A 22975-nucleotide genomic window follows, 5' to 3' on the forward strand; every position below is an offset into this window, starting at 1 on the left:
AAAAGTACAATGAACGCTGATCTATGTTCAGTCCGGTGCGGCGGCCAGGTCCCGGCGCAGCGTTTTCGCCGCCAGGTAGAAATGGCAGACCGACCAGAACATGACGACCGGTAGGATATACAGCATTGCGTAGCGCAGCGACCCGGCGCCCAGGTCCGGTTCCAGCAGATCGCTGGTGACACCGATAATCCATGGCCCCAAACCGAGTCCGATGATATTCAGGATCAGGAATAATATCGCGGAGGCCATGGCGCGCATACGCACTCCCACCAGGGCGTGGGTGGTGGCGATGGTATTGCCCAGGTAGGCATTGCCCAGGATCCCCGGTACGATCGCGAAGCACAGGGCAAGGTACGGGTCCGGCGCCATGTAGATACCCACTATGAACGGGATGCTGAAGAGGCTGGTGATGACCGGCAGCCAGACATACCACCGCCTGTCCCGCAACCCCAGGTGATCAGCCAGGAGACCACCACCAAACACGCCGATGGCACCACCGACGCCCAGAATCAGGGCGAGCCAGGTACCCAGTTCTCCCGTGCCCATGCCGTGAGTCCGGATCATGAATGACGCCATCCAGTTCGCCGCACTGTAACCGCAGAATGCATTGAGTCCCGCCGCCAGCGCCAGGTGGCGGAAAGACCGCCGGCTCCAGAGCACCCGCAGGACTTCGCGGAAGGGCACTGCAACCTGGCTGGCCTGCCGGTTCTCGGAGCCCCCCCGGGTGGGTTCCGCGACCGTCATGCGCACCAGCACGGTCAGCAGGATGCCGGGAATCCCCACTACCAGAAACGCAACCCGCCAGCCGAAAAACTCGTTGAGCCAGCCCCCCGCCAGGAAGCCGAAGAGTATGCCCACATTCACACCGATGGAATAGAACCCGATGGCACCGGCGCGGCGGTGCGGGGGGAAAATATCGGAGATCATTGCGGTCGATGGCGGGCTGCCTCCGGCTTCGCCGATTCCAACCCCGATTCGGGCCAGCAGGAGTTGCAGGTAATTCTGAACAAAACCACTGAGGGCGGTCATGAAACTCCAGATAAACAGGGACAGGGCAATGATATCCCGCCGGTTGCCGCGGTCGGCCCAGCGGGCGATGGGTATCCCGGCGGTAACATAGAACGCGGCGAAGGCAAAGCCGGTCAACAGGCCCAGTTGGCTGTCGGACAGCGCGAGTTCCGCCTTGACCGACTCCTGCAGTATGGCCAGCAGTTGCCGGTCGATGAAATTGAAGCTGTAGACAGCGGTCAGAACGGCCAGTGTGTAGTACGCCTTGCGACGGGAAGTGTAGGGATTACCTGCTGAAGCCTCACTGTGCCTGGACATGGTGTGCTCGCTCTTTTCGGGTGAATGTGTGGGTCATGGGGCTTTAACTCCTGGCATGATTGCCATAGCGGTCGATGACGAGCCGCGGCAGTTCTGCCGGAAAGGCTTCTAGTGGAACTGTTGCGCAAGCAAAACGAAGGTGACCAGAAACAACGCCTCGATGCCGAGCAGTAGTGCCGCGCGCCGGCCCACTTTCCTGATTTCCAGTAACGAAGTTTTTAGGCCCACCGCCGCGATGGCGACGACCAGACAGACGCGGGAAAAATCGTTCATTGCCCCGGCCACCGGTCCCGGGATCCAGCCCAGGCTACCGGCGGCAACCAGCGCGACGAAACCCAGCAGAAAGGGGGGGAGCAACGGGTCCCGGACCGCCTGTGGAGAGCCGCGGCCACGTTGTCGCACCAGCAATGAGAGCGTGACGACCACGGGCAGCAGCATGGCGACGCGCAGCATTTTGGTCAGCACCGAGTAGTCCCCGACCTCGTGGGAAACACTGTACCCGGCCCCGACGACCTGGGCGACATCGTGTATGGTTCCCCCGAGAAAGATGCCGGCCTCGCCCGGTGTCAGGTCGAGCACCTGGACGATGGTCGGGTACAGAACCATGGCCAGCGTCGATAGCACGGTGACCCCGGCGATGGTGAAAATTAACTCGCGCTCAGAGTGCTCGTCCCGTGGCAGCACCGTGGCAATTGCGATGGCGGCTGACGCGCCACAAATAGCGGTGGCACCTCCGGTCAGCACCCCGAGGCGGCGATCCAGTCCGAGCAGGCGGCTCAAGCCGATGCCGAACAGGATCGTCGCCAACACACCTGCGATAATGACTGCCCCATTGAACCACCCCAGCTCGCCGATCTGCTCCAGCGTGATGCGTGCCCCGAGCAGCGCGACGCCCAGACGAAGCACGCGCCGCGCAGCGAAATCGATGCCCGCCCGGGCATTGCTGTCGACCGTTACCGAGTTCAACGCCATGCCCAGCAACAGTGCATACAGCAAGGTGGGGCCGCCCCGTGTGTCGGCAATAAAGGCTGCCGCCGTCGCGATCACGATGCACAACAGCATGCCGGGCCAGACACTGTGCATCGCTTGCAGGTAGAAACTGCGGGATCGGCGAGTAGGCGCGCCAGGGCTCATGTGGCATTACCCCGATTTTGCGCGGCCGCAAGGGCGCTTTCCCAGTAGCGCTGGACCCGCCCCCTGAGGCCCGGCTCGACCAGGGAGCGCGCCAGAACACCCATGTCGCGTTCACAGTGTTCCTCGTCCCGGCCTACCAGCGCCACCCGTTTTACGGCGTGCCCGGGCAGTGCGCCGATGCGGGAGCCAATGTCTTCGACCAGCGCAGCCCACGCCTCGGCCTCGATGATATCTGTGATCAAGCCGGTGTTCAGCGCATCTTCCGCGTTCAGCATCTCCTGTTCCAGGATGATCCGGTATCCGCGCGCACCCACCAGTTCTACAAGACGCCGCGTCCCCAGCACCACACCGAAGCGGATACCCGGAAAACGAAAGCGCGTGCGTTCGGCAGCGACGCGCCGGATGCAAGCGGCGGCCAGATCGGCCCCGGCGCCAGAGATCGTGCCATGGGTCAGCGCCACCGTGTAGCACGGCGCGCGATAAACCTTTTGCAAAAGCACCTCGATGCGCAGCAGACGGTGGGCCAGGTCGGCATCGCTCTCCTCTGCCAACCGGGACAGGTCCAACCCCCCGCAAAAGGACTTGCCCTCGCCCGCCAGCACCAGAGTGTGCACGTTCTCCGCGACGGCCTCGTCAATACCGTCGATCAGCGCCTCGACCAGTGCGGGGCCAAGCGCGTTGGCCCGGTCGGGTTGGTTAAGCGTGATCCTCGCCACGCCGTCCTGAATGTCTGATTTGATCATTGCCGGCTCTCCTGCGGGTTCGCGCTTACGCGCTTTGCTTCACTGACGGCGCGCACCACTCGGTGAACACTTCGTCGTTGTGCTCTCCCAACAAGGGGGGGTGGCGCCGTATGCTGAACTCAAACCCTTCAATTCCGACCGGAAAGCCCGTGGTCCGGGTTTTTACCCCGTTGGGAAGCTCCAGATCGGAAACGATCCCCATGGCCTTCACATGTGGATCTTCCAGCATGTCCTCGAAGCTGTTGATCGGGCTGACCGGCACACCATGCTCTTCCATCAGCGCAATCCAGTGTGCCGCGCTCTCGGTCACGAAGGTCTTCTCAAGAATGGCGGCCAGTTCCTTCTGGTTGGCGGCGCGATCCAGCTGGTTGGCAAAGCGTGGCTGATCCGCCAATTCGGGTTGGCCCACGATGTCGCACACCGAGCGCCACAACTTGTCATTGCCCGCAGCGATAACAAAATAATCGTCCCGCGCCCGGAATGCCTGATAGGGCGCATTGCGCGGATGGCACGAACCGATCCGCCCCGCCGACTGCCCGGTCCCGAAGAATTCGCTGGTCTGCAGCGCCGAGATGCCAATCAGGCTGCCCAGCATGGATACGTCGATGAAGCGACCTTTACCGCTGCGGTCACGATCGAGCAGCGCAGCGGCGATAGAGTAAGCCGCATACAGTCCGGCACAGAAATCACCCACGGGCACTCCGCATTTCACCGGTCCACTATCCGACTCACCGGTGACGCTCATCAGCCCGCTCATTGCCTGGATGGTGACGTCGAAAGCGCCCCGCGTTGCGTAGGGACCGGTCTGGCCGTAGCCGCTGATCGAGCAAAACACCAGACGCGGATTTTCCTTTGTCAGTGCTTCGTATCCAACGCCCAGCCGGTCCATCACGCCGGGGCGGAAATTCTCGACCACCACATCAGCCTGTTGACACAAGGCCTTCAGCCGGGCCACATGGTCCGGGTCCTTCAGATCCAGCGCGATGCTGCGCTTGTTCCGGTTCAATGAGGCGAAGTTTTCGCTATAGAGTTCCTGCTCATCATTGGGTGTCAGCGGCGGCCAGCTACGCATCCCGTCCCCGCTGCCGATACGTTCTACCTTGACCACGTCCGCGCCAAGGTCGGCCAGCAAAGACCCCGTGAAGGGACCAGCGGCCACCTGTCCGAATTCCAGGACGCGAATGCCTGTCATGGGACCCCGAGTATGTATCTCGTCGCTCATTTCATTCTCCTCGCAGCGGTAAGTTCATCTAACCGGTCCCGCGACCGGCTAATGACAAAATCTGAAGCGTTGCATATACATCTGACTTTCTACGTCGAACCTTTGGTTCCAGGATATGATACCAAGTATCAATATATGATGCTTTGCTGTAAATAAGGCTGTCAAGCGGCAAAAGGCCATATACAAGCTTTCCGGCTATCGCCTTGCCTTGCATCTCGGTAGGATGCGGCCTCGTTATCACGGCAGCCGAACAGCGCCAAAACTACATGCATGGACAGGGGTAAGCGGGAATGGACAAGACCTTGTTGAAAGGACTGGAGGTTCTTGAGTATGTCGTTCTGACAGGCGGGCCGGTGCGCTCGATCGATATTGCGAACGATCTCCAGCTTCAGAAAAGCAACGCGCACCGGGTGCTCAAGACCCTGAAAGCCGCAGGCTACCTGCAACAGGATGAGCGCACCCGGGAATACACACCGACACTGAAGCTCTGGGAGCTGGGAGCGGCCGCAGTCGCCGACCTGGGTCTGCGCCAGTATGCCGCGGGGGCGATGCGCGAACTGTCGCAGGCATCGGGAGAAACCGTTCACCTGTCCGTACTGGACGGCAGGGATGTGATCTATATCGACAAGATCGACAGTCCGCAACCTGTGGCTGCCTACACCCGCATGGGAGGACACGCGCCTGCCTATTGCGTGGCAACCGGTAAGGCATTGTTATCTGCCCTGAGCCCGGCGCAGCTGGAACCATTGATTGAGACTCTGGACAGCCACTCCCCAGTGACGATTACCGACCGGTCCACGTTGCTGGCGGACCTGCAACAAGTGCGCGAGCGGGGCTATTCAATCAATCGGGGCGAATGGCGCGAGGATGTCTGGGGAATTGCTGCCAATATCCGGGACGCTTCGGGCTTCGTTGTCGCAGCCATCGGCATCTCCGGTCCGAAATTCCGTCTGGACGAGGAGCATCGACTGGAAGAACTGGGCGCCCAGGTGAAGGCTGCCGCGCGCCAGATAGAGAACCTGCTGGGTTCTCAATAAAAAACCGCCATCGAGTCCGATGAGACTCGATGGCGGCGCTATATGAACTTCCACCCAGTAAACAGTTCTGGACGCAGCGTTGTCAGTAGTACGGACGGTCGCCCCGCACCTCGACGCGGCGCATCCGGCGCAAGCCCTTATAGCCTGGTACGGCATAGTGCTGCAGGCTGCGATTGTCCCAGACAACCAGCGTGCCGGCATCCCATATGTGACGGCACTGAAAATCAGGACGCGTCGCGACCAGGTTGAACAGGTAGTTCAGAATCGCATCGCTCTCACCCAGGCTCAAGCCGACGATCTGGGTGGTAAAAGCCGGATTCACATACAGCAGCTTCTTGCCGGTGACCGGGTGAGTGCGGATCACTGGATGCTCGACAGCGTCGGGCGTTTCCTTACCCTTGTCTGTGTAGTTCTTGTTTAACTTGGCACTGTAGGAAGTCCGCGTATTATCGTTTAGCGCCGTCTTGCCTTCCAGGAACTCCTGCATGGGCTTCGAAAGCGCGTTGTAGGCGGAATACATGCAGGAAAACAGGGTGTCACCACCGACACCTGGCGACACTTCCTGATACATCACCAGTGATGCGTAAGGGTTTTCGTAATCCATGTTATCCGAGTGCCACGCTTCACCGACAATAAAATCCTCGGAACCGTCCTGCTCGATCAGGCCCACCAGAGGGTGGTTCTTCTCATCGTAGAGACGGAATTTGCGAGGCGCATCGGGGGTACCGAACATGCGCGCCACCTCAACCTGAGCCCCGGGGGAGATGTCCTGCCCCGGGAAGCTCAGTACCGAATATTTGGCATAGGCATCAAAAATTTCTTCTTTTGCCTTATCTGACAACGGCTTTGACATGTCAATGCCGGTAATGCGTGCACCCACTACGCGGGTGAATGGTTCAAGGGTAAAGCTTTGGTAATCGCTCATGTGACTGCCTCTCTTTGTCGTCATCGTCAGTTCGGTCCATCGCCACTTGGTATCAATATTTGATATTGACTTCCAATATATAAACCTTACGATCACAGCTGCCGGCTGTCAATCCTTAACCGCTACCGGCCAGCGGCGAAGGGGGCCGTGCTCGACCTGACATTGTCTCGCCAGTGGTAGATATTTGTACCTGTAAAGTGACGGGCTTCGAGAGCGACCAGTCCGAGGAATACCGGGAACAGCCCTCGAAATCACCCAACTGGATGCCGATCGTCTGGACACGCTCCTGGGGAGCCTTTCCGAGCAGCAGTTCCCCGGCAAGGAGCGCCTGGAAGCAGAACTCGCACGCGCCACCATTGTGGATTCCCGGGATGTCCCGCCCAACACCGTGACCATGAACTCTGTAGTAGTCTTCAGAACTGGCGATGGCAAAGAGTTCTCGTTGCAGAGCAACCGGAACGTAACGGTAATTACGCACTCTGAGGACGTTGTGGAAACGTTCTTTCAGACAATTGCCCAACTGCATTCAGTACAGAGAGGAGAACTCCGTGCGCCAATTTGATCGTATCCTCGCCGCCACGGACCTTTCCGCGCCGGCTCGCCATGCAGCAGAACGTGCGGCCCTGGTGAGCAAGGAAGTGGGTGCAACGCTCGATCTGCTGCACGTCGCCAATTTCGAACCGCTGGAACGGCTGCGCCTGCTTATGGGTGCTGCGCCGGATGACCTGCAGACGCAGGTGCTGGATACCGCACGGGAACGCATCGGCGAGCTGGCCCTCGCGCTCAACCAGCGCTATGGCGTCTCGGCGAAGTGCAAGGTTGTGGCCGGCGCGCTGCTGCCGGAGCTGACAAAAGAGTGTGATGCACTGATGGCCAGCTTGCTGGTATGCGGCGAACAGGGTGAAAGTGCGCTGCGGCATTTTCGCCTGGGGACAACGGCAAAGCGCATCCTGAACACGGCGAAGTGCCCGGTTCTGGTGGTCAAGCAGACACCCCGCGAGCCCTATCAACGTTTGCTGCTACCGGTCGACTTCTCGCCTTCGTCGCTGCGGGCGATCCGCCATGCGCGCAGCATCGCACCCCATGCAGAGATCTTCCTGCTACATGCGTTCGAGGTCCCGTTCGAGGGGAAAATGCGTTATGCCAACGTAGACGCCATGACCATCAACAATTACCGGGTAGCGGCGCAACAGGAAGCATTGCACAAGCTCACGGCCCTGCGTGACGAAGCCGGATTATCGCCCGATAACACCTGCCTGATTGCACTTCACGGTGATCCGCGCTGGCGCATCATCGAGCAGGAACAGGAATGTGACTGCGACCTGATAGTCATGGGCAAACATGGCAAGAGCGTATTCGAGGAACTGCTTTTGGGAAGTGTTACCGAGCACGTTCTGAGTGAAGCGCAAAACGACGTCTTGGTGTCTGTCTGAACATCATGCTCCGGCATGTCGCTGAAGCTTTCACCGCGCCCGACGCCTGGCTGGCAGGCTGCTCAGCGCTGCAGAAATTCCAATTCCCTTGATCAAATCCGCGCTGTGCTGTGGGCTGTATTCAATCAGCAGCCTGCACGAGCCGGGCCGTCCGGGATAACCGCGGTCGGTTCCGTCTGCTGCGTCACAGCGATCGGCTACTCGAAAGACTGCTCGGCCGGTTTCAGCAGGCTCCAGCCTGATCTGCCCAGCTGATAAACCGGCGCACCCCGGCTCAGCATGATCGGCTGGATCCGCTTGAACAGCGCGGGATAGCGGTAGAACGGCACCCGCGGAAACAGATGGTGCACCGAGTGGTAGTTCTGATAACCCCAGGCAAACGTCACCCACTTGCCCGGCCAGCCGGGCACCAGGTAGGTAGCGGTATTTTCGTAGCGCCCCACTGCCTCATGGGGAAGATGCACCAGATAGCTGAACAGGTATTGCGTGATGACCGAGCCGAGCAAGGGGCCACCGATCAGCAGCCATAGTCCAATGTCCCAACCGAGCCAGGCGATGAAGGCCAGACGCAATGTCCAGCTGAGCAACACTTCCAGCCAGAAACGCCGCTCCTGCTCTGCCGGCGCCGTATCCCGGCGATAGCGGTGGAAGAAACTTAATTGGTTGTAAGTAAACAGGGCACTGGAACGCAGGCCATGCCATGGCGAGCGGCACATCTCACTGATTACGTAGTCCGGGTCGCCGGCGGGATCATTGGTACTGCGATGGTGCGTGAGGTGTTCGTGCCGGTGCCCGGTGAGGGGCATTCCCAGAATACAGGCGGCACAGTAACCCACGGCTTCGTTCACCCAGCGCAAACCAGTATGTCTGCCGCTGATGGTGCCATGCACGGCCTCGTGCAGCGCCGTGTAGGCGCCATAGGTGTTCAACGCCATGATCAGTACACCGAGCCACAGCGGCAGTATTGCTGCCTTGACCAGCAATGGCGTGACAACACAGACCAGCGAGACGCACAAGACCAGCAATACCGTTGGCCAGGCGAACTCGCCGATGAACTGTTTCGACTCACGGGTGGCGATCATGTCCAGCTGGTTCATCTGTTCCATTTCCGACTTCCGCCCTGTACCTGCTTCGAGCAGCAATAATGCCCTGCAGAGCCTGGGCAGCCTCAGTGCGTTGCGCGCCAAATGGGTGTCATAATCCGCCATCTGAGCAGCTCAAGAGCAGATTATGTTCAGCATTACCCCGTTCTACAGCCACATAGTGATGACTGCCGCCCTGCAACGCGGCATCGCCCTGGCGCGCTTGCTGGAGAACACCGGGCTTACCCGGGAAAGCATCCAGAGCGGCAGTGATATCGAGCACAAGGACTTTGTGCGCCTGCTGGAAAACGCCTGCCGCGAGATGGGCGACGAACGTCTCGGCCTGCTTATCGGGCAGCGGATGAACATCAGTGTGCTGGGGCCGGTTGGCGCGGCAGCAGCGGTGGCACCAACGATCAGGGACGGCCTGCGGGCAATGGCGAGCTTTTCACAACTGCACGCGAGTTTCGTCGACATCGAACTGTTCGCCGCACCCGAAGGACTACGGGTCGAGACCAACTATCTCTCACCACTGGGTTCCACCGGTCGCTTTCATACCGAATCGCAGATGTTGTTGATCCAGCATTACATCGAGTCGATGAGCGGAACCCGGCTGAGTCAGGCACGTTATAGCCTGGACTACGCCAGGCCAGCCTATGCCGAGGAATATGCCCGGTTGATTCATGGGCATATCGAGTTCGACTGCAAGCGCCCCGGCGTACTGCTACCCCTCGACATCCTTGACGTGCCCTCGCCCTATTACCACGCGCAGATGTGGAATCAGGCGCAGTACCTGCTGGCGCTGAGGCTAAAAGAGCTGGGCCAGCATGACCGGCAATCCTATAGCCAGCACGTACTCGGCCTGCTGCGCTCGAGTGCCCCGCCACTGCCCGAAGTCGCGACTATTGCGGCACATCTGCATGTCTCGGAACGCACCCTGAACCGGCGCCTGCAGGACGAAGGTTGCAGCTACCGGGAGATGCGCATGGGCGTACTGGCGGAATGGGCACAACGTTACCTCAAGGACAGCAACGACAGTATCGAGTCGATTGCTGCAGCACTTGGCTACCGCGATACAGCCAATTTCAGACGGGCCTTTCGTAATCGCTTCGGCTGCGCCCCGGCGCAGTACCGGGAGCGCGCCAAAAGCCAGGGCTAGCAGTCAGAGCATGGCAGCCACTGGCTGCAACGCTTCAAGGCAGTCAACTCGCGCCGTGATTGGCCACCTCTGGTTGCTGATATTTGCATGCCTGCCTGTCTTGCCGGGTGGCCAGGCCTGTGGCGTTGACCACCCTACGAATGTCGGGGTTCCTTGATTGGCCAGTCGTGAAGCATGGTAAAGGCCAGCAGAAAACCCGCAGAGGCGGATAGTCCGATTTTCAGGAAAAGAGGAGCGTTTCACTCAACCGCCGCACATTTATGGGGTAGGTTGATTTCCTTGAGGTTTTCCGCTCGCCAAGGCGACAGCCTGATTTTTTCACTACAAAACAGAAAAAAACAAAATTGTTCTGGAGGTAAAAATGAGCGCTGTATTTAGCAAAACCCCGAAGGGACATGAGGAAATAACCACCAAGGCCGGGGGGTTGAACGCACGTACACGTCGTGTGCTGATTTTTATCGATGGCAATCGCAGCGTTGCCGAACTCACAGAATTGCATCTGGGCAGTGAGTTGCAATCCACCCTGGACATGCTTCAGGCAGAGGGATATATCGAGCTGGCAAATAGCGCCGGCAAAACAGGCCACGCTAAACCCGTCCCCGCTGAGGCCTTACCCGCAGCCGCTGCGTTTCGGCCCGCGCCCGACCCGGTAAATCGTGAGGAACTGGAAATGGCGCGAAACTTTATCCAGAACACGCTGAAAACTTTCTGCGGCCCTTACGCTCATCTGGAAATTGTCGAAGCTGCCTTTGCTGCCCAAACGCATGAAGAAATTCGCCTGCAATTCGAACCCTGGCACCACGCTATTGAGCAAACAGCGCCGGGAAAAAAACGCTCCGACCAGCTATGCAGCCAATTACTGAAGGTTATATAAGCTAAAGGCCCGTACGGGCTTGATTGCACTTCATGGTTCCGGTGTTCCGGTTTGATCCGGGCTGGCTCCATGCGCCTCGTCAAGGGCAGCGCTATGGCTGAGAGCCCGCATGCCGACACTGACCGAGAGCGCGTCTTTCCGTGCCTGCTCGCCGGGCTGTTATTGATCACTGGCCTGCCGACCATGGGTCAAGCAAATTTCTTCTCATGACAGCGCAAGGTCTTCTCCACGTTCTGCAGGGCCGCCAGAATTCGCCTGGCAATCGGCTGTGCGTGGTTTTCATTGCCCAGCAAGGCCGCCGAATGCGCTGCACAAAGGTTTTCAGCAGCGCCCCATTGCCTGGCCAGTTGCCTGGCCCAGCTGCGGAATTCTGCAGCCGCATCGGGTCGCCGTTGCAGGGTCTTGGCCAGGGTCATGTGAAACGCGACTTCAGGCGGCTTGATCTTGCCCAGCAGGCCGGGCAAGCGCAGGTACATCAGTGTGTCGTCGGCATGGATGGTCTTTGACGCCTTGTGATAGGCCAGTACCGATGAGAAATGCAGATGCTCGTTAGTGGAAATGAAATCCACCCCGGCCGGCACAGAGAATTCGAAATCGTCGGCGAACAGGGCCGCACATTCTGCTGACTCGGTGAGCTCGGGCTCCCATGGCAGTTCGGGAAACCTGCTCACATGGCGCTGCGTCCCGTACAGCCTGGCGTTTGGATACTGCTGATAAACCCTGGTCACGTGCACGGTATGGAACGGGTGCAGATTGATGATGGCTTCCAGCAAAGCGCCATTATTGGTGAGGGCATCAACCTGCTCCTTCACCTCGCCTTGCAGGGTGTAGGCGTCCAGCAATACAAACTGGCCATTCGCGCGCTTCACCAGTGAGGCATGGGTGCCGATGTTCAGCACTCCGCCGATTTTGAATTCACCGCGAATGTTCCAGAAGTCGTCAGCAATTTGCAGGATGCGGTCAGTCATGGGGTTTGATGGCTCATCTGTGAAGTTCACCCAGAGGATAGGTGAAGCACCTGAAAAGACCCAGCAGCTTGTAGCGCCATTGCTGCATCGACCCGCGCCGCTGCAGTTTCAGGCCTGACCAAAGCGCTCCAGCTGCATTTCCTGCAGGCGGCTGAGGGTGCGGCGAAAATCGAAGGACAGGTAGCCCTCGGTATACAGCTCCTGCAACGCCACAGCGGCCTCCAGATACAGCGGCACGCGGCGGTCGTAGCACTCATCGACCAGGGCGATGAAACGCCGCACGCTGTCATCGTGTACCGACAGGTCCGGCAACTGGCGGTCACCGGCAAGTACCCGGGCGGCGCCATCCTCGGTACCGCGGGCAATCCGGCCGGGGCGCTGGCTGGCGCTCAGGCAGGGTATGTCACTGATGAAGATGGCACTGAAACGGTCGCACAGCTCGATGAAGTCGATGGCTGCCAATGGCACCTGGCACAACTGCGCATAACGGCACCAGAGCAGTTGCTCGCTGTGCTGTACCACCTGAATCAGCCGATGTTCCAGCTGCAAGGGCGCGCTGTCGGTTAACTGGTCGCCAGCCAGTTGGCGGAACGCCTCGGCCAGGGCACTGCTGCCCTCCTCGCGCAGCCAGTAGCGTTTGACTGCCGTGCCCGGATGCAGGCGATGGTCTTCACCGCCATCGACGCTGACGACCTGCATGTGCTGTTGCAGCGCACCAATGGCCGGAGCAAAGCGCTCCCGGTTGAAGCCATCGGCATACAGCTTGGTGGGCGGCTGGTTGGAGGTGCAGACCAGCACCACGCCCGCCTCGAACATCACCTGAAACAGGCTGCCGAGGATGATGGCATCACCGATGTCGTTGACGAACAGTTCGTCAAAACACAGCACCCTCACCTCCTCTGCCAGTTCGCGGGCCAGCGCGCGCAACGGATCGGGGGTGCCGGTCAGCTCGAACAGCCGAATGTGCACCCAGCGCATGAAGTGATGAAAGTGCTGGCGGCGCGCCGGCACCTGCAGGCTTTCGTAAAAGCGGTCCATCAGCCAGGTCTTGCCACGTCCCACCGGCCCCCACAGGTACACCCCCGGCGGTGGCGTGAACACCACGTACTGGTGCAAGGCGTCGTAGCAGTTTTGCAGGCATTGCGCGGCCCGCTGCTGGGCTGCATCGGCGACAAACAGCTGGGTGGCGACGGCCTGTTGGTAGGCTGCTAACGGGGTGACGGCAGTCATGCAGTGGCGACACTCTGGTGCGTAATCAGGGGTGTCGCATTGTAGGTGGGCTCGCTACATAGGCAAAACCTGTCAGCGGTGAACCGGCGCAGATTAATCGCCCACAAGCAGAGGTTCACCAAAGCATCGCGGGCAAGCCCGCTCCTACAAACAACTCCCTGGCCGTTTACAGCACATAGCGCCAGATGGCGACGAAATGCAGCAGGCTGCCGGCCATGACAAACAGGTGCCAGATACCGTGCCAGTGGAAGCGGCTGTCATTGGCGAAAAAATAGATACCCACGGTGTACAGCACCCCGCCAGCGGCCAGCCAGGCAAAGCCGGCGTAGCCGAGATTGGCCAGCAACGGCTTGAGCGCCACCAGCACGATCCAGCCCATCAGCGCGTAGATCACCAGCGACAGCACCCGCGCCTCGGAGCGCGGCTTGATTTCCTGCAGCATGCCGATCACCGCCAGCCCCCACACCGTACCGAACAACGACCAGCCCCAGGGACCGCGCAGGGTGACCAGACAGAACGGTGTATAGCTGCCGGCAATCAGCAGGTAGATCGACAGGTGATCAACCTTGCGCATGATCCTTTTCGGCCGCCCGCGCACGCTGTGATAGAGCGTCGAGGCGCTGTAGAGCAAAACCAGGGTGACGCCATAGATGGCCATGCTGACGATCTTCCAGATATCCCCGCTGGCACTGGCCAGCAGCAATAACCAGAGCGCGCCGAGCACTGACAGCACGGCGCCTACCAGATGCGTCCAGGCGTTGAACCTTTCACCGTAATACATGGGATAACGCCTTTGCAGAACCAACCGGAATGGGTAAACAGGTCATGAACGGAAAGCCCGATGCGGGTCACCCAGTCTAATGAATACAGCGCTCGGGCGCAGGGTGGACTTCAGCCCACCGCAGGTCGGCGTTTATGTTTCGCTGGGCTGAAGATAATAGAGCTCGTCTCAAGCCTTGTTGTGCTTATGTCGCCAGGCGGCCGGGGCCATGCCGAACTGGCTGGTGAACCAGCGGGTGAAGGAACTCGGCACCGAGTAGCCAAGCAACTCGGCAATCCGTCCGATGGAGTAACGCGGGTTGGCCATATAGCGGCGCACCAGATCGCGGCGCACTTCGTTGATCAGCTCGGAGAAAGTCACCCCTTCGTCTTCCAGACGTCGCTGCAAGGTACGCAGGTTGACCCCCTGCGACTGGGCCACCTGCTCGATGGTCGCCCGCCCCATGGGCAACAACAGGTAGATGCTCTTGCGTACATCCAGTACATGGGAATGTGCCCGGTCATCCAGCAGGGAATCGACGAAACGCTCGGCATAACCGGCCATCACCGGGTCGGCCAGCGGATTGGGCGCATCCAGATCGGCGGCAGCGAAGATGAAACCATTGAACTCGCTGCCGAACTCCAGCTTGCAGCCGAACATCCGCCGGTAGACCAGCTGGTCCTCGGGTGGCGTATAGGTGAAGTTGACACTCAGCGGATGCCAGTGCTGGCCAAGCAGACTGCTGCACAGACGAAACAGCGCCCCGAGTGCCAGCTCGGTGGCCTGGCGTCCATACATCGGCTGATCGGTCACCACCTCCTCGCGCAAAATCACCGTCTTGCCCACTTCCTCGATGAACAAGGCCAGGGCCTCGTTGAGCAGGTGGCGGTATTGCACGGTGGTTCGCAGTGCATCACGCAACGTGCGCTGATGGCTGAGCAACAGACTGACCGGGCCAAAGTCGGCCATGGTGCGTGCCTCGGCCATACGCAGCCCGAAGGATGGACAACCACTCTGCTCGGCGGACATCTCCAGCAAGGCCACCGCCGTGTCGGCCGGAATCTGCTGGTCGGGATTTTCCAGCATGCTCTGGGTCAGGCCGAAGTGACGCAGCAACGCCTGCGGATTCAGCCCGACATTCTGGGCGACCACAAAGTACTTGGTGAGGGCGGCGGCGCGGATCAAGGTGGTCATGGCAATCACTCATCCAACCAGAAAGAACAACCACCGCTACAGCTCTGCGGCAGGTGCATTGGAGCCGGGTGAAACAACACTATAGCTGCGCCTGTCATGTAATGAAAAGTCCATGTCGTGTGATGTGAAGCACGCGAGTCAATGCTGCACTAGATTTGCTTCACACCGATGGTAGCCCACTGGCCGCCACCCGATTGAACAGCAAACTGGAGAACAGACATGGCCAAAGTCGTACGCTTTTATGAAACCGGCGCCCCGGAGGTCCTGCGTATCGAGGACGCCGAAGTCGGCCAGCCCGGCCCAGGCCAGGTACGCCTGCGGCATGAGGCCGTCGGCCTGAACTTTGCCGATACCTATTTCCGCAACGGCACCTATCCGATCCCTTTGCCCAACGGCATGGGTGTGGAAGCTGCCGGCGTGGTCGAGGCCATTGGCGAAGGCGTGACCAATGTTGCCGTCGGTGACAAGGTTTCCTACACCGGTTTCGTCAACACTCTCGGCGCCTACTGCACCGAGCGCCTGATTGATGCTGCACCGCTGATCAAGCTGCCGGAAGGCATCGATTGTGCCACCGCCGCCGCCATGACCATGCGCGGTCTGACCTCGGCCTACCTGATGCGCCGCATCTATGACTTCAAGGCCGGTGACACCCTGCTGCTGCACGCCGCTGCCGGCGGTGTCGGTCTGATCGTTGCGCAATGGGCCAAGCTGCTCGGCGTCACCGTGATCGGTACCGTGTCCAGCGAGGCAAAAGCCGAAGTGGCGCGCGCCCATGGTTGCACCCATACCATCAACTACAGTCACGAAGACGTCGCCCAGCGCGTCCGTGAACTGACCAACGGCTTCGGCGTCAACGTGGTGTTCGACAGTGTCGGCAAGGATACCTTCATGGCCTCACTGGATTCGCTCAAGCGGCGTGGCCTGATGGTCTGTGTGGGTACCGCTTCCGGCCCGATAGACGGCTTCAACCCGCAACTGCTGGCGATGAAAGGCTCGCTGTACCTGACCCGCCCGGCACTGGCTGACTACATCGCCGACCCCGCCGAGAAGGCTGCTCTGGCCGATGAAATCTTCGGTCACATCGCCGCCGGTCGCATCAAGATCGAGATCAACCAGCGCTATGCACTGGAAGACGCCGTACAGGCCCATCGCGACCTCGAAGCTCGTAAAACCACTGGTTCATCCATCTTCGTTATCTGAGGAGGTTCGCCATGCGTATTGAACAACTTACCTGCAACATAGGCGCGCAACTGAGCGGCATCAATATCGCCGATGCGATTGATGATGACGGCCTGTTTGAGGAAATCCGCAGTCTGCTGGTCCGGCACAAGGTGCTGTTCCTGCGCGATCAGGACATCACCCGCGCCGAGCACGTGGCCTTCGCCGAGCGCTTTGGCCAGCTGGAATCGCACCCGGTAGCCGGCAGCCATCCGGATTACCCCGGCCTGGTGCAGATCTACAAGGATCCGCAAAGCCCGATCGACCGCTACGAAAACGCCTGGCACTCCGACGCCAGCTGGCGTGACGTGCCACCCTTCGGTTGCGTATTGCGCTGCGTGGAATGCCCGCCGGTCGGCGGCGACACCATGTGGGCCAACATGGCGGTGGCCTATGATCGCCTGCCTGAGCATATCAAGCAGCAGATCGAAGGCCTGCGTGCACGGCACAGCATCGAAGCCAGCTTCGGTGCTGCCATGCCTATCGAAAAGCGTCTGGCGCTCAAGGCACAGTTCCCCGACTCCGAGCACCCGGTGGTGCGTACCCATCCGGATACCGGCGAAAAGATCCTTTATGTCAACGCATTCACCACGCACTTCAGCAACTTCCACACCCCCGAGCGGGTGCGTTTCGGTCAGGACGCCAACCCTGGCGCCGCCGACCTGCTGCGCTACCTGATCACCCAGGCGTACATCCCCGAGTACCAGGTGCGCTGGCGCTGGCAGCCCAACAGCATCGCCATCTGGGACAACCGCAGTACCCAGCATTACGCGGTGATGGATTACCCGCCTTGCCATCGCAAGATGGAGCGCGCCGGCATCATTGGCAGCAAACCCTACTGAAGCGAATCACCCTGAATCCACTTACATTCAATTATTCGAGGCACAGATATGAACTTTCTTGATGGTTCCCTCTTCCCTGAAAACCAGGACAAACTCGTCATCACCGCTGCTCCTTATGGCCCGGAGTGGTTCCCCTCCGACTATCCGGAAGACATTGCGGTAACCATGGATGAGCAAATCCAGAAAGCCGTGGACTGCTACGAAGCCGGCGCCTCGGTACTCCACCTGCACGTCCGCGAACTGGACGGCAAGGGCTCCAAGCGCCTGTCGAAGTTCAACGAACTGATCGCCGGCGTACGCAAGGCAGTACCGGACATGATCATCCAGGTCGGTGGCTCCATTTCCTTCGCCCCGCCGGAAGACGGCGCGGCTGCCAAGTGGCTGCATGACGACACCCGGCACATGCTCGCCGACCTCGATCCCAAGCCCGACCAGGTGACGGTAACGGTCAACACCACGCAGATGAACGTCATCGAGCAGATGGATGTGCGCGACTACGCCGGCACTTCCATGGGTGGCGAAACCTACGAAGCCTACCGCGAGATGATCGTTCCCTCGGGCCCGGGTTTCATCGAAGAGCACGTCAAGCGTCTCTCCGCTGCCGGCATCCAGAGTGCCTTCCAGTTCTACAACATCAACAGCTACGAGTCGGTGGAGCGCCTGATCCGTCGCGGCGTCTACAAGGGCCCGCTGGTGTGCAACTGGGTAGCGATTGGTGGTGGCATGGACCAGCCGCACATCTACAGCATGGCCAACTTCCTGCGTGCCGTTCCCGACGGAACCATGCTGACGGTAGAAAGCACCATGCTCAACACATTGCCGATCAACATGATGGGCATGGCCATGGGTCTGCACGTGCGTTGCGGTATCGAGGACAACATCTGGTCCCAGGATCGTTCAGCCAAGGTGACCACTGTCGAGCAGATCCAGCAACTGGTGCGCATCGCCAAGGAGTTCGGTCGTCCGGTCGCCAACGGCAAGGAAGCCCGCGAGATCCTCAAGATAGGCGTTTTCTACGATACCGTCGAAGAAACTCTGGCTGCCAACGGCTTCGCCCCGAATCCAAAAGGCGGTCAGCAGGGTTTCCTGCGCAAATGACTCACTCGCAGTACCGCAGGGGATGACTCACCCCCTGCGTTGAAGTTGGGGCTGGTTAGCCTCGCGGCGTGGAAGGCGCCCAGCGCTTTCCACCTGAAAGGTGTGGTGGCGGAAACAGCCTTTGGCCGGTTCCCCCCACACCCCACTTTTACCGGCGATCCGGGGAGACACCGTGGCTCATTTCCATGTTGATGATAATAATACTGAAGATGACGCGCCCAGCGTGTCACGCACCTATGCATGGATCGTGTTCGCCCTGACCTTTGGTCTGCTGATTTCCGATTACATGTCGCGGCAGGTATTGAATGCCGTATTCCCCCTGCTCAAGGGCGAATGGGCACTGACCGATACCCAGCTCGGACTGCTCAGCGGCATCGTTGCCTTGATGGTCGGCTTGCTGACCTTCCCTCTTTCGTTACTTGCCGACCGCTTCGGCCGGGTGCGCAGCCTGACCATCATGGCCGTGCTCTGGAGTCTGGCGACGCTGGGCTGCGCCGTGGCAGAAAACTACGAGCAGATGTTCATCGCGCGTTTTCTGGTTGGCGTCGGTGAAGCCGCCTACGGCAGTGTCGGTATCGCCGTGGTGGTTTCCGTCTTCCCGCGCAGCATGCGCGCCACGCTGTCGGCAGCATTTATTTCCGGCGGCATGTTCGGCTCGGTGCTGGGTATGGCTACCGGCGGCATCCTGGCAGAGCATTTCGGCTGGCGCTGGGCGTTTGCCGGCATGGCGACGTTCGGCCTGATGCTGGCAATTCTCTACCCGATCATAGTGCGCGAGTCGCGCATTGCCCCCAAGCGTGTCGTTACTGCGGCAAGCAAGGCCGCCGACAAGGTTAGCCGCCCGCTGCGTACCCTGTACTCCAGCCGCTCGGTGCTCAGCGCCTATGTCGGTAGCGGTCTGCAGCTGTTTGTCGGTGGCACCGTGATCGTCTGGATGCCCAGCTTCCTCAACCGTTATTACGGCATGGCAACCGACAGGGCCGGTGCAGTGGCATCGATCATCGTGCTCTGTAGCGGCATCGGCATGGTCCTGTGCGGCATCCTCAGTGACCGCATGTGCCGCAACCGCCCGGATCGCAAGATCAGTCTGTGCATCGCTTACTGCCTGGGTAGCTGTGCGTTGCTGTCGCTGGCCTTTGCCCTGCCCTTTGGCATCCCGCAACTGGTGCTGATCTGCGTGGGCATGCTGATTGCCGCCGGCACCTCGGGACCGGCCGGGGCGATGGTCGCCAACCTGACCCACTACAAGGTGCACGGCACCGCCTTTGCCACCCTGACCCTGGCCAACAACCTGCTCGGCCTGGCCACCGGCCCGCTGATCACCGGCAAGGTGTCCGACATGATCGGACTGGATAAAGCCTTCCAGCTGGTACCGCTGATCAGTATTGCCTCGGCGGCAGTGTTCTTGTATGCCAAGCGTCACTATCACAACGACATGGACCGCCTGAAAAACAACGGCGTCGATGAGACTGCCACTGAAGCCCTGGTGGAGATACAACCATGAACCGGCCTCTGCGCATCAGCGTGTTCTTCGACTTCATTTGCCCCTGGTGCCTGATCGGCAAGCGCAACCTGACTCAGGCTCTGCAGTTGTTTGCTGCCGAGCAGCCACAGACACCTGTAGAACTGGACTGGATCGGCGTGCAACTGTTGCCCGACCTGCCGGCTACCGGCGTGCCTTTTGCCGAGTTCTACCTGAACCGACTGGGCAGCGCCGAAGCAGTACGCCAGCGGCAGGCACAGGTACAGGCGGCCGCTGCCAGTGCCGATCTGGATATCGATCTGCAGCGCATCCCGCGCATGCCCAATACCGCCGACGCCCATCGTCTGCTGTCGCACGCCAGTGCCCTGGGTACTGCGACACAGCTTGAAGAGCTGCTCGAAAGACTGTTCGCCGCCTACTTCATGCACGGCCAGAATATCGGCGACAGCGCCACCCTGCTGGAGATTGCCGAGGCCTGTGGCTATCCGCGGGCACCCCTGGTCAACTCCTTGCGCGGCGACGGCGCACCCTTCTATGGCCCGGGCGTAACCAGCAGAGGCGGCGTGCCCACCTTTGTCTTCAACCAGCGCCTGGTGCTGTCCGGCGCCCAGCCTGCGCAGGTTCTGCTTGGCGGAATGTTGAACGCCATCGAACAACACAGGCAAGCGAGCCCGGTATGAGCCAGCATATTGCCCTCTCAGCAGCACAGCTACCCGCCAGTGGTGCACGTGCTGGCCTGCAGATAGACGGCAGAAATCTGGCGCTATTCAATGTCGACGGCACGCTCTACGCCATCGACGACAGTTGTCCGCACCAGGGCGCTTCGCTGCTCGGCGGCGACTTGCAGGGGCGCATGATCCAGTGCCGCGCCCATGGCCTGCGCTTCGATCTGGCCAGCGGCTGCCTGGCCAACGTCAGCAAGTTCGATCTCGCCGCCTATCCGGTGGAAGTCTGCGACGGCAAGACCTTTCTGTTATTCCCCGCCGACCCCTCCCAGGAGTCTGGACAGTGAGTAGCAGTGCTTGCCGCCTGCCGAACACCCCAAGCCACGCGCCAATGCCGGGCTTGGTCCTGTGCATGCGCACCCCGCTACGGCGCGGGCAACACATCCATCAACTGAACACTTGTGTTCAATATTGATCGTGATAGTATATTTACCGAATCGATGCCCTGATGGCTTTCCCCCCGATCCCATCAGTACATCCCAGGAGTCTGCCCAATGAGTGCCAGTGCATTCACCGCGCTGAACACCCGCGGCCGTGAACTGCTGCCCGGCTTCATCGTCAGCGTGATCGTCGCTGCGGCCGCCACCTTCCTTTCCGAGCATTACGGCGCCCCGGTAATGCTGTTCGCCCTGCTGCTGGGCATGGCGCTGAACTTCCTTTCCGGCGACAGCAAGTGCAAGCCGGGCATCGAATTCACCGCCCGCGAAGTGCTGCGCATCGGCGTGGCCCTGCTGGGCATGCGTATTACCCTCGGGCAGATCGCCGAACTGGGCTGGCAGCCGGTGGCACTGATCGTCTTCTCCGTAGCCGCGACCATCCTGCTGTCCATGCTGGTAGCGCGCCTGATGGGTTTCCAGAGCCTGTTCGGCCTGCTCAGCGGTGGCGCCACGGCAATCTGCGGGGCTTCCGCAGCCATGGCCATTTCCGCCGCCCTGCCCAGTCATGAGGGCAAGGAAAAAGCCACGCTGTTCACCGTCATCGGTGTCTCCGCGCTGTCCACCCTGGCGATGATCAGTTATCCGATGATTGCCGGCTGGTTCGAGCTGTCACCTACCGAAGCCGGGATTTTTCTGGGCGCTACCATTCACGATGTGGCGCAGGTAGTCGGTGCCGGTTACAGCATGTCCCACGAGACCGGCGACGTCGCCACCGTGGTCAAACTGATGCGCGTGGGCATGCTGCTACCGGTGATTCTGTGTGCCGCCATGATTACCCGGGCACGCACCAAAGGCAGCGATTTCCATGGCAAACGCCCGCCCTTGCTGCCCTGGTTTGCCGTCGGCTTCATCGTGCTGGCCAGTATCAACAGCACCGGTTTCGTGCCGACCATCGTCCAGAGCTTCGGCAACGAACTGTCACGCTGGATGCTGGTTATCGCCATCAGCGCGCTGGGGATGAAAACGCAGATCAAGGAACTCACATCCGTCGGCATCAAGCCAATTCTGCTGATGTTCGGAGAAACCATTTTCCTGGTGGTGCTGGTGCTTGCAGCCTTGCACTGGTGGCTATGACGCGGACCACACAGTAGACGCCGCTACACCAGAATTTCAGGAATATTTACGGGCTGGCCGCAAGCCAATGGCTTCATGCACCCGCAATTTATCAGCGGACGCCCAGGACGGCCGTAACAACAGGAGTACACCAGCATGACCCAACCGGACCCGCAGCCACGTATGTCGCCGGGCGCAAGAAAGCCGCCTGCCATCAAGGGTTTTCTGTTTGAGATGGTCAAGGTCGGCAACCAGCGCCTGCGCGTGGGCATCCGCCACAGCCGCAAGGGTGGCATTCCGTTGCTGCTGTTCAACGGCATCGGTGGCAACGCCGAGCTGCTGCAACCCTTTGTCGATGCATTGCCGGATCGCACCGTAATCACCTTCGACATTCCCGGCGTCGGTCACTCGCCCATGCCTTCGCGGCCCTACCGCCTGTCCGGTATCGCCCGCCTGGCGCACTTGCTGCTGCAACAGCTGGGCTATTTGCAGGTGGATGTGCTGGGTATTTCCTGGGGTGGCACCGTGGCCCAGCAGTTTGCCCGTGACTACCGGCGCCAGTGCCGCAAGCTGATACTGGCCGCCACCACCCCCGGGGTGATCATGTTCCCCGGCAAGCTGAGCACCATTCTGAAAATGTCATCGCCGCGGCGTTATCTGGATGTGGATTACGCACGCCGTATCGTCGGTGACATCTACGGCGGTGTCTTCCGCCGTAACCCGGAGCTTGGCCGCGAGCACTTCCAGCATGTGCGCTGGCAGTCGCGCCTGGGCTACTACCTGCAGCTGTTCGCCATTTCCGGCTGGAGCAGCCTGCCCTGGCTGCACAAGTTGCAGCAGCCGACGCTGATCATGGTTGGCCAGGATGATCCGATCACCCCGCCCGCCAATGGCCGCCTGATGCACGTAATGATGCCCAACGCCGAACTCTGGCACAGCCAGTGCGGCCACCTGTTTCTGGTTACCGAAGCCGAAGCCTCGGCGGCAGCGGTACATACCTTCCTGCAACAACCTTGAGCGTCCCGGAGAACA

Annotated in this window: 23 protein-coding genes; 13 read left to right on the top strand and 10 right to left on the bottom strand. The window is 60.3% G+C overall.

The features are described from left to right. Nucleotides 1-27 precede the first annotated feature (27 nt). The 4 genes from BLT89_RS08330 to BLT89_RS08345 all read right to left on the bottom strand — a co-directional run bounded on the left by BLT89_RS08330 (nucleotide 28) and on the right by BLT89_RS08345 (nucleotide 4425). Nucleotides 28-1326, bottom strand: a complete 1299-nt coding sequence (locus tag BLT89_RS08330; RefSeq protein WP_090194144.1) for a spinster family MFS transporter — start codon at nucleotides 1324-1326, stop codon at nucleotides 28-30. A gap of 108 nt (nucleotides 1327-1434) precedes the next feature. After that, nucleotides 1435-2409, bottom strand: coding sequence for a YeiH family protein (locus tag BLT89_RS08335; RefSeq protein WP_408003071.1), 975 nt, complete (start codon nucleotides 2407-2409; stop codon nucleotides 1435-1437). A gap of 47 nt (nucleotides 2410-2456) precedes the next feature. Then, on the bottom strand, nucleotides 2457-3203 hold the full coding sequence (locus BLT89_RS08340) for an enoyl-CoA hydratase/isomerase family protein (RefSeq protein WP_090194147.1): 747 nt from the start codon (nucleotides 3201-3203) through the stop codon (nucleotides 2457-2459). A 25-nt stretch (nucleotides 3204-3228) separates the two neighbouring features. Next, complete coding sequence (locus tag BLT89_RS08345; RefSeq protein ID WP_090194148.1) at nucleotides 3229-4425, bottom strand: CaiB/BaiF CoA transferase family protein; 1197 nt, start codon at nucleotides 4423-4425, stop codon at nucleotides 3229-3231. A gap of 290 nt (nucleotides 4426-4715) precedes the next feature. On the opposite strand from BLT89_RS08345, the gene BLT89_RS08350 reads away from it, so the two are divergent. Beyond that, nucleotides 4716-5462 carry an IclR family transcriptional regulator gene (locus tag BLT89_RS08350; protein ID WP_090194150.1) on the top strand — a complete coding sequence of 249 codons (747 nt, stop codon included), beginning with the start codon at nucleotides 4716-4718 and terminating at the stop codon, nucleotides 5460-5462. Nucleotides 5463-5544: 82 nt separating this feature from the next. Here the strand turns inward: BLT89_RS08350 and BLT89_RS08355 are convergent, their stop codons facing one another. Further along, complete coding sequence (locus tag BLT89_RS08355) at nucleotides 5545-6387, bottom strand: TauD/TfdA dioxygenase family protein (RefSeq protein ID WP_157718824.1); 843 nt, start codon at nucleotides 6385-6387, stop codon at nucleotides 5545-5547. Between the two features lie 259 nt (nucleotides 6388-6646). Here BLT89_RS08355 and BLT89_RS18070 point away from each other — a divergent pair, with 259 nt between their 5' ends. Both BLT89_RS18070 and BLT89_RS08365 read left to right on the top strand, forming a co-directional pair. Then, nucleotides 6647-6949, top strand: a complete 303-nt coding sequence (locus BLT89_RS18070; protein ID WP_408003072.1) for a hypothetical protein — start codon at nucleotides 6647-6649, stop codon at nucleotides 6947-6949. Next, nucleotides 6936-7820, top strand: a complete 885-nt coding sequence (locus tag BLT89_RS08365) for a universal stress protein (RefSeq protein WP_090194154.1) — start codon at nucleotides 6936-6938, stop codon at nucleotides 7818-7820. The genes BLT89_RS18070 and BLT89_RS08365 overlap by 14 nt, the downstream gene beginning before the upstream one ends. Nucleotides 7821-8017: 197 nt before the next feature. Here BLT89_RS08365 and BLT89_RS08370 read toward each other — a convergent pair whose 3' ends face one another. Then, on the bottom strand, nucleotides 8018-8926 hold the full coding sequence (locus tag BLT89_RS08370; protein WP_157718825.1) for a fatty acid desaturase family protein: 909 nt from the start codon (nucleotides 8924-8926) through the stop codon (nucleotides 8018-8020). A gap of 124 nt (nucleotides 8927-9050) precedes the next feature. Between BLT89_RS08370 and BLT89_RS08375 the strand changes: the two genes are divergently transcribed. Beyond that, nucleotides 9051-10061 carry an AraC family transcriptional regulator gene (locus tag BLT89_RS08375; RefSeq protein ID WP_090194158.1) on the top strand — a complete coding sequence of 337 codons (1011 nt, stop codon included), beginning with the start codon at nucleotides 9051-9053 and terminating at the stop codon, nucleotides 10059-10061. A gap of 361 nt (nucleotides 10062-10422) precedes the next feature. After that, nucleotides 10423-10935: a hypothetical protein gene (locus BLT89_RS08380; RefSeq protein WP_090194160.1), complete on the top strand. Its 513-nt coding sequence runs from the start codon at nucleotides 10423-10425 to the stop codon at nucleotides 10933-10935. A gap of 188 nt (nucleotides 10936-11123) precedes the next feature. Here the strand turns inward: BLT89_RS08380 and BLT89_RS08385 are convergent, their stop codons facing one another. The 4 genes from BLT89_RS08385 to BLT89_RS08400 all read right to left on the bottom strand — a co-directional run bounded on the left by BLT89_RS08385 (nucleotide 11124) and on the right by BLT89_RS08400 (nucleotide 15087). Further along, on the bottom strand, nucleotides 11124-11903 hold the full coding sequence (locus tag BLT89_RS08385; RefSeq protein ID WP_090194161.1) for a hypothetical protein: 780 nt from the start codon (nucleotides 11901-11903) through the stop codon (nucleotides 11124-11126). A gap of 108 nt (nucleotides 11904-12011) precedes the next feature. Continuing rightward, nucleotides 12012-13133, bottom strand: a complete 1122-nt coding sequence (gene zapE, locus BLT89_RS08390) for a cell division protein ZapE (RefSeq protein WP_090194163.1) — start codon at nucleotides 13131-13133, stop codon at nucleotides 12012-12014. A gap of 166 nt (nucleotides 13134-13299) precedes the next feature. Continuing rightward, a complete protein-coding gene (gene trhA / locus BLT89_RS08395; RefSeq protein ID WP_090194164.1) occupies nucleotides 13300-13914 on the bottom strand; it encodes a PAQR family membrane homeostasis protein TrhA in 615 nt (204 codons plus the stop codon). 168 nt (nucleotides 13915-14082) lie between these two features. Continuing rightward, entirely contained in the window at nucleotides 14083-15087 is a 1005-nt protein-coding gene (locus BLT89_RS08400; protein WP_090194166.1) for an AraC family transcriptional regulator, read from the bottom strand. Nucleotides 15088-15306: 219 nt separating this feature from the next. Here BLT89_RS08400 and BLT89_RS08405 point away from each other — a divergent pair, with 219 nt between their 5' ends. The 8 genes from BLT89_RS08405 to phaZ all read left to right on the top strand — a co-directional run bounded on the left by BLT89_RS08405 (nucleotide 15307) and on the right by phaZ (nucleotide 22960). Next, complete coding sequence (locus BLT89_RS08405; RefSeq protein WP_090194167.1) at nucleotides 15307-16287, top strand: quinone oxidoreductase family protein; 981 nt, start codon at nucleotides 15307-15309, stop codon at nucleotides 16285-16287. A gap of 11 nt (nucleotides 16288-16298) precedes the next feature. Further along, nucleotides 16299-17147, top strand: coding sequence for a TauD/TfdA dioxygenase family protein (locus BLT89_RS08410; protein ID WP_090194169.1), 849 nt, complete (start codon nucleotides 16299-16301; stop codon nucleotides 17145-17147). A gap of 48 nt (nucleotides 17148-17195) precedes the next feature. Then, the gene (locus tag BLT89_RS08415; RefSeq protein ID WP_090194170.1) at nucleotides 17196-18245 is read left to right on the top strand and encodes a BKACE family enzyme; all 1050 of its coding nucleotides are present in this window, start codon (nucleotides 17196-17198) and stop codon (nucleotides 18243-18245) included. A gap of 172 nt (nucleotides 18246-18417) precedes the next feature. Next, nucleotides 18418-19749, top strand: coding sequence for an MFS transporter (locus BLT89_RS08420; RefSeq protein ID WP_090194172.1), 1332 nt, complete (start codon nucleotides 18418-18420; stop codon nucleotides 19747-19749). Beyond that, nucleotides 19746-20408, top strand: coding sequence for a DsbA family oxidoreductase (locus BLT89_RS08425; RefSeq protein WP_090194173.1), 663 nt, complete (start codon nucleotides 19746-19748; stop codon nucleotides 20406-20408). The genes BLT89_RS08420 and BLT89_RS08425 overlap by 4 nt, the downstream gene beginning before the upstream one ends. Then, nucleotides 20405-20740, top strand: coding sequence for a Rieske (2Fe-2S) protein (locus tag BLT89_RS08430; RefSeq protein ID WP_090194174.1), 336 nt, complete (start codon nucleotides 20405-20407; stop codon nucleotides 20738-20740). The genes BLT89_RS08425 and BLT89_RS08430 overlap by 4 nt, the downstream gene beginning before the upstream one ends. Nucleotides 20741-20947: 207 nt before the next feature. Then, complete coding sequence (locus BLT89_RS08435) at nucleotides 20948-21964, top strand: YeiH family protein (RefSeq protein ID WP_090194176.1); 1017 nt, start codon at nucleotides 20948-20950, stop codon at nucleotides 21962-21964. Nucleotides 21965-22126: 162 nt separating this feature from the next. After that, entirely contained in the window at nucleotides 22127-22960 is an 834-nt protein-coding gene (gene phaZ, locus BLT89_RS08440) for a poly(3-hydroxyalkanoate) depolymerase (RefSeq protein WP_090198846.1), read from the top strand. Nucleotides 22961-22975: the final 15 nt, after the last annotated feature.

Source organism: Pseudomonas pohangensis, assembly GCF_900105995.1.
In the GTDB taxonomy this organism is placed as follows: Bacteria; Pseudomonadota; Gammaproteobacteria; order Pseudomonadales; family Pseudomonadaceae; genus Aquipseudomonas; species Aquipseudomonas pohangensis.

What these genes read in the sequence shown, in the direction of transcription:
- BLT89_RS08330 (WP_090194144.1), bottom strand. Translation starts at nt 1,326, where the DNA reads ATGTCCAGGCACAGTGAGGCTTCAGCAGGTAATCCCTACACTTCCCGT.
- BLT89_RS08335 (WP_408003071.1), bottom strand. Translation starts at nt 2,409, where the DNA reads ATGCACAGTGTCTGGCCCGGCATGCTGTTGTGCATCGTGATCGCGACG.
- BLT89_RS08340 (WP_090194147.1), bottom strand. Translation starts at nt 3,203, where the DNA reads ATGATCAAATCAGACATTCAGGACGGCGTGGCGAGGATCACGCTTAAC.
- BLT89_RS08345 (WP_090194148.1), bottom strand. Translation starts at nt 4,425, where the DNA reads ATGAGCGACGAGATACATACTCGGGGTCCCATGACAGGCATTCGCGTC.
- BLT89_RS08350 (WP_090194150.1), top strand. Translation starts at nt 4,716, where the DNA reads ATGGACAAGACCTTGTTGAAAGGACTGGAGGTTCTTGAGTATGTCGTT.
- BLT89_RS08355 (WP_157718824.1), bottom strand. Translation starts at nt 6,387, where the DNA reads ATGAGCGATTACCAAAGCTTTACCCTTGAACCATTCACCCGCGTAGTG.
- BLT89_RS08370 (WP_157718825.1), bottom strand. Translation starts at nt 8,926, where the DNA reads ATGGAACAGATGAACCAGCTGGACATGATCGCCACCCGTGAGTCGAAA.
- BLT89_RS08375 (WP_090194158.1), top strand. Translation starts at nt 9,051, where the DNA reads ATGTTCAGCATTACCCCGTTCTACAGCCACATAGTGATGACTGCCGCC.
- BLT89_RS08380 (WP_090194160.1), top strand. Translation starts at nt 10,423, where the DNA reads ATGAGCGCTGTATTTAGCAAAACCCCGAAGGGACATGAGGAAATAACC.
- BLT89_RS08385 (WP_090194161.1), bottom strand. Translation starts at nt 11,903, where the DNA reads ATGACTGACCGCATCCTGCAAATTGCTGACGACTTCTGGAACATTCGC.
- zapE (WP_090194163.1), bottom strand. Translation starts at nt 13,133, where the DNA reads ATGACTGCCGTCACCCCGTTAGCAGCCTACCAACAGGCCGTCGCCACC.
- trhA (WP_090194164.1), bottom strand. Translation starts at nt 13,914, where the DNA reads ATGTATTACGGTGAAAGGTTCAACGCCTGGACGCATCTGGTAGGCGCC.
- BLT89_RS08400 (WP_090194166.1), bottom strand. Translation starts at nt 15,087, where the DNA reads ATGACCACCTTGATCCGCGCCGCCGCCCTCACCAAGTACTTTGTGGTC.
- BLT89_RS08405 (WP_090194167.1), top strand. Translation starts at nt 15,307, where the DNA reads ATGGCCAAAGTCGTACGCTTTTATGAAACCGGCGCCCCGGAGGTCCTG.
- BLT89_RS08410 (WP_090194169.1), top strand. Translation starts at nt 16,299, where the DNA reads ATGCGTATTGAACAACTTACCTGCAACATAGGCGCGCAACTGAGCGGC.
- BLT89_RS08415 (WP_090194170.1), top strand. Translation starts at nt 17,196, where the DNA reads ATGAACTTTCTTGATGGTTCCCTCTTCCCTGAAAACCAGGACAAACTC.
- BLT89_RS08425 (WP_090194173.1), top strand. Translation starts at nt 19,746, where the DNA reads ATGAACCGGCCTCTGCGCATCAGCGTGTTCTTCGACTTCATTTGCCCC.
- BLT89_RS08430 (WP_090194174.1), top strand. Translation starts at nt 20,405, where the DNA reads ATGAGCCAGCATATTGCCCTCTCAGCAGCACAGCTACCCGCCAGTGGT.
- BLT89_RS08435 (WP_090194176.1), top strand. Translation starts at nt 20,948, where the DNA reads ATGAGTGCCAGTGCATTCACCGCGCTGAACACCCGCGGCCGTGAACTG.
- phaZ (WP_090198846.1), top strand. Translation starts at nt 22,127, where the DNA reads ATGTCGCCGGGCGCAAGAAAGCCGCCTGCCATCAAGGGTTTTCTGTTT.